Raw genomic sequence first — 5,203 nt, forward strand, 5'->3', positions numbered from 1 at the left:
TTAACCAGATTTTCCACATCACGGAAAACCAAAACCGCAACTATCTGACCTGTGATCAATTTGGCGATATATTAAAGAATATGGAAATCAAGATATCTTATAATATTGAAGATCTTGATTATTTAACTGGCTCTATTGACCATGAAGCACTGGCACTGGCACTGAAAAAGAATAATGAACATTATAATATGTTGATGGAGGTGGTTCCCAATAATCCGGATTCGCCGCAAAAAGGCGGTATGGCTGCCTTTGATCCAATTTTGGGACAGGATGTAATGATTGAAAGCTTTCAACTAAATGGAATTGAAAACCACCAGATTCAATTTTTAAATAAAAATATCAATTATTATCTAACGCCTTACATCGCATGGGAAATGGTAAAAACGCAGGGATTGAAAATGCAGGTTACTGTCAAAGATGGTTTTATTTATTTTCAACCGGTTATCGGAGACATCAATTTTCTCGTTAAAACAGCCATTTTTACTCGTAAAAATGCAAGGCCTATAAAAGCATGGAAGTCTGCGTCTACGACACCTCTGGCGATAAACTGCATGCACATGCAGGACAAGCAAAAAGGGTTCAAAGAATACGCCCGATTATTTTTTGGTTTAATTTCGTAACGGAGGGGAAAACATGAAACACTCTTCAAGAAGCCGCATCGCAAGTCATATGCCTGGTCAGAAGCCGGATGACCTTGCCGCAAAAGCGTTAAAAATTTCAACCAATTATCGTTGAAAGAAGAATTATTAATGACGAGTCCGAATTTTGCCATGCCACTTGCTGATTCAGAAGACAGGCTTAAACTCATTCAGAATCTCCAAACTCTGAGAATTGAACTGGAGATGCAGAATAAAGAACTACTCCGATCCCAACTGGAGCTTATGAGATCAAAGATATACTATACGCGACTCTATGACACAACACCGGTTGGTGATTTTACCATTGATTTAAACGGAATTATAATGGCTGCCAATCTAACCATTGCAGATATGCTGTCGATGGAAAGGTCATCTCTTCTGGATAAACACATAACGGATTATATTGTTTTAGAAGACCATATTATCTACTACCAGCATTTGAAAGACCTCGACACTTTAAAAACACGACAGGTCTGTGAACTGCGGATGAAAAAAAAGGAGACAAGATATGAAATTGACCAAATGGGACCCGTTTCGGGAAATCGATAATATTTTCAGCAAGTACCTTACACATGTGAACCAACCTTCAATCGGCACCCAGGAACTTTTAGCGTCCGGGGACTGGGCTCCCCGCGCGGACGTTGCCGAGACTGATTCGGAGTTTACCATCAAGGTGGAGATCCCCGAAATCAAACGGGAGGATATCAAGATCACCATTGATAACGGTGTACTCAATATCAGCGGTGAGCGGAAACATCAAAAAGAGGAAAAAAACACTAAATACCACAGAATAGAGCGGCATTACGGTAAGTTCCTGCGCAGTTTTTCCCTGCCGGACAATGTGACGGAAGAACAGGTTGACGCCCAGTTTGAGGGTGGGATATTGACGCTTCACCTGCCGAAAACAGAAAAATCAAAACCAAAACAGATTGAAATCGCTGTTAAATAGATTATTACCGCCTGTACGCAACATTGGTGTAAATACGACCCGGGCCGGAAGAATGGAGTTCTGACCCGGGCGGCCCCACCTTGATCAATTATTCAAACCGGTTCCGGAGCAACTATAGCCTGGTATCGGACCGTGGAGGAGTAGATGCGCGATTCCTGCTCTCGGGTTCGGACAAACGTATCCGTGATAGGAGATCCCTTTTTATTTTAAACTTCCGTGGCCGGAAAAATATTGTGCCGTCCTATAATTTTGGTATAGTGAAGTGCGAAGTGCTAAAATAGGTTACAGGGCCTAAAAAGAAAGGGATAAAAACCCAATTGTCGCAATCGAAATCAAAAAGGCATGAAACCCAGGGGAAAAAAGCAACCGGCAGTATTGAAAGAAAATCAGCACTAAAATCATTTCCTGTTGTGGGATTGGGTGCGTCCGCCGGGGGATTGGAAGCATTAAAGGCATTTTTTACAAAAGTTCCGCCAACAAGCGGGATGGCTTTTAAAGAGGTCCTTGACAAGACTTCAAACCGGATAAACCTGCAAATATTTGGTACGCATATTGACAACCGGGCCATCAGCAAAGCCCGTCAAGGTGTCTACCCGTGAAGTATCAAAGCGGATCTGGGGGAGGAGCGTGTGAATCGTTTCTTCATTCAAGAGGGAGATTTTTACCGTATACGAAAAGAAATTCGGGATTGTGTGGTCTTTTCCGTCCAGAATGTTATCAAGGACCTGCCGTTTTCCCGATGGCGACATCATAAATATACAGGGCCGGACCGGTAAATACCTTGAGACACCGAGCGGCCCTGTCACCAACAACATTCTGGATATGGTGCGTGAGGGACTGCGCATAGAACTGTCAGCCGCCCTTAGGCTTGCCCGATCATCGGCTGCTAAAGCAACCAAGAAAAGACTGTCTGTAAAGACCAACGGAGAGTATCAACTGATCAATCTGCATGTTTGCTCTTTAAAGAAACCGGATGAGCTTGCCGGACGGTTATTTGTGGTTTTTGAGGATATCGAATCCGAATCCATGGACGAAACAGGGGACCACGCCGGTAAAGATGACTCCTCGCTTGCGTCAACGCGCATTGCTGAATTGGAACGGGAGCTGCAGACAACCAGGGAAAGTCATCAGACAACTATCGAAAAGCTGGAATCGTCAAATGAAGAGCTCAAATCAACCAATGAGGAAATCCAGAATATTTTTGTGGACAATAACATGCAGGTTCGGCGGTTTACACCTGAAGCCACGATGATAGTCAACCTCATTCCCACAGATATCGGCAGGCCTATCCGGCATGTTGCCAGTAACCTGAAATACGACAACATGATTAGAGATCTGGAAAAGGTCCTGCAGTATTTGACACCCGTTGAAACCGAAGTGCAAACCGATGAAGGGAGATGGTTCAACATGCGCATCATACCCTACCGCACCAGGGATACATTTTGAATAACAAGGATAACCAACCCGATAGCGCCTCTGAACTTAGACGCCGGGCTGAAAAAAAAATTAAACAAGAAACAGGGGCCTTGCCGGACGATTTTACAACCTTGTCACGCGAAGAAATCGGTGAACTGATTCACGAACTGGAGGTACACAAGATTGAGCTGCAAATGCAAAATGATGAACTCTGTGCGGCCCAAGAGGAACTGGAGCTCTCCCGCAAACGTTATTTCGACCTTTATAATCTCGCACCGGTGGGCTATTGTGTTGTTAATGAAAAAGGATTCATCCAGGATGTCAATATCACTGCCGTCACCCTGCTCGGCCGGATCCGAAGAGACCTGATCAACAGGCCGATCTCTGAGTTTATCTTAAGTGAGGATTATCTTAGATACCACCGCCACTGGAAAATCGTTTTTGAAACCGGTCAACCCCAGACCATTGAACTGCAAATGCTGAGAAATGACAAATCGCTGTTTTGGACGCGGCTGGATTTTATGATTGCGAAGAACGCCGGACAATCTTCCGTCTGCCAGGTTACGCTAACTGACATCAGCGAGTCCAAACGTTTAGAGTATGCATTAAAAGAACGGATCAAGAAGCTGAATCTTTTATTCCGATTTTCCGACCTGTTGGAGAAACCGGATATCAGTTTAAACGAGGTATTGAAAACAACAGTTTTGATGATTCCCCAGGCGTGGCAATTCCCCGGAATCGCGGAAGCTTGCATTGAACTGGAAGGGCAGATCTTTCAGACCAAGGGTTTTAGGAAAACGCAATGGATGCAGACCAGTGATATTGTCATTCAGGGAAAGAAGGCGGGGCAGATGACGGTGTGCTACACAGAGAATCGACCGGCATTTAATGAAGGATCATTTTTGATAGAAGAGTCTTGTTTGCTGAATACTATATCGGAAAGATTGGGGCGTATCATAGAGCGAGTCCGATTGACAGAGGCAGTGAAGCACAGTGAGATGTTCCTGAGAACAACCATTAATTCGATAACAAACCCGTTTGTCGTGATAAACGCAAGCGACTATACCGTTGAACTGGCCAATGATGCTTACGGCGGGGAAAAGGTTATAGGGCTCAAATGCCATGCGGTCGCCCACCATCGGAGCACGCCTTGTACCGATGATGACCATCCATGCCCGGTTCAGGAAATCAAGCGAACGGGCAAACCCTTTATTGGAGAACTGTTACATTACGATGATCAGGGAAATCAGCTGAACATGGAAACATATGCATTCCCGATATTTGAGCCTAACGGACAACTCTGCCGGGTCTTAGAATATCAGATCGACATTACTGCGCACAGGCAAACCGAGCTGAAATTAGAACAAAAGGCTGCTGAACTGAAAGAGATGAATGCCGCATTGAAAGTGCTGCTGAAAAGAAGAGAACTGGATAAAGAGGAAATTGGACAAAATATATTCGCCAACTATCAAATACTGCTTACCCCAATTATTCAAAATCTGAAAAACACCCTGACACAAGAAAATCAAGAAGAACTAATCAAGATTCTGGAATTGCGTTTAAAAAATATCCTTTCCCCGTTTTCAAAAAAATTATCAGATAAACTGATCAATTTAACCCCTACGGAAATTCATGTGGCCCAGCTTATTAAATTGGGAAAATCCAACAAAGAAATATCGCAAATCCTGAACTGCTCTTTTCACACCGTCTCTCGCCACCGGGATAATATCCGGGCAAAAACAAACCTGAAAAATAAAAAAATCAATCTTCGGTCATTCCTGCTGTCCCTCGAATAATCCCCTATTTTAAATAGTTTGTTTATATGGTTTTTTATAGTCTTTTGTCGTGTTGATTTGTAATCATAACCCCTCTATCTTTTAAAAAGATATCAGTTCAGATACCTTATCGATGGGGTGAACTCTTTTAAATGAACATTCCGCGATTGTCGTTCAAGTGGGGAGTGACGGGGAATATTGTTCTGGCCAGGATTCTGACCATTCCTGGGGCAGCCGGTATTCCGGCCCTGGGTTACCTGATTTTCAAAATATTTGAATGATAGGAGAACCCGATGCATCATATTTTTAAACAGCCCAGAATTCTATTCGTAACGCCGGAAGTGTCTTATCTGCCGAAAAAAATGAGCACCATGTCCAGCTTTCTGAAGGCGAGGGCCGGTGAGTTGGCGGACGTTTCCGCAGCA

General features: G+C 43.7%; 7 protein-coding genes. 6 read left to right on the plus strand and 1 reads right to left on the minus strand.

What is annotated here, in order from left to right; all coding sequences use genetic code 11:
* The 3 genes from AB7U36_RS17740 to AB7U36_RS17750 form a co-directional block, all read left to right on the plus strand.
* The coding region (locus tag AB7U36_RS17740; RefSeq protein WP_428161007.1) for a hypothetical protein at window positions 1-620 on the plus strand (620 nt) is incomplete at its 5' end.
* Between the two features lie 111 nt (window positions 621-731).
* Window positions 732-1,187: a PAS domain-containing protein gene (locus AB7U36_RS17745; protein ID WP_428161008.1), complete on the plus strand. Its 456-nt coding sequence runs from the start codon at window positions 732-734 to the stop codon at window positions 1,185-1,187.
* Window positions 1,147-1,587, plus strand: a complete 441-nt coding sequence (locus AB7U36_RS17750; protein ID WP_428161009.1) for an Hsp20/alpha crystallin family protein — start codon at window positions 1,147-1,149, stop codon at window positions 1,585-1,587. Before AB7U36_RS17745 ends, AB7U36_RS17750 begins: the two co-directional genes overlap by 41 nt.
* Before the next feature lie 515 nt (window positions 1,588-2,102).
* Here AB7U36_RS17750 and AB7U36_RS17755 read toward each other — a convergent pair.
* Window positions 2,103-2,237: a hypothetical protein gene (locus AB7U36_RS17755; RefSeq protein WP_428161010.1), complete on the minus strand. Its 135-nt coding sequence runs from the start codon at window positions 2,235-2,237 to the stop codon at window positions 2,103-2,105.
* 40 nt (window positions 2,238-2,277) lie between these two features.
* Here AB7U36_RS17755 and AB7U36_RS17760 point away from each other — a divergent pair, with 40 nt between their 5' ends.
* The 3 genes from AB7U36_RS17760 to AB7U36_RS17770 all read left to right on the plus strand — a co-directional run bounded on the left by AB7U36_RS17760 (window position 2,278) and on the right by AB7U36_RS17770 (window position 5,059).
* The gene (locus AB7U36_RS17760) at window positions 2,278-3,033 is read left to right on the plus strand and encodes a PAS domain-containing protein (RefSeq protein ID WP_428161011.1); all 756 of its coding nucleotides are present in this window, start codon (window positions 2,278-2,280) and stop codon (window positions 3,031-3,033) included.
* Window positions 3,030-4,799 (plus strand): PAS domain-containing protein, encoded by a 1,770-nt coding sequence (locus AB7U36_RS17765; RefSeq protein WP_428161012.1) that lies wholly within the window; start codon window positions 3,030-3,032, stop codon window positions 4,797-4,799. Before AB7U36_RS17760 ends, AB7U36_RS17765 begins: the two co-directional genes overlap by 4 nt.
* 131 nt (window positions 4,800-4,930) lie before the next feature.
* Window positions 4,931-5,059 (plus strand): hypothetical protein, encoded by a 129-nt coding sequence (locus AB7U36_RS17770; protein ID WP_428161013.1) that lies wholly within the window; start codon window positions 4,931-4,933, stop codon window positions 5,057-5,059.
* The last annotated feature ends 144 nt before the right edge of the window (window positions 5,060-5,203 follow it).

The organism is Desulfobacter sp., from assembly GCF_050177295.1.

Bases quoted from the DNA above. Each gene is read 5' to 3' on its own strand.
- AB7U36_RS17750 (WP_428161009.1), top strand. From the start codon at position 1,147: ATGAAATTGACCAAATGGGACCCGTTTCGGGAAATCGATAATATTTTC.
- AB7U36_RS17770 (WP_428161013.1), top strand. From the start codon at position 4,931: ATGAACATTCCGCGATTGTCGTTCAAGTGGGGAGTGACGGGGAATATT.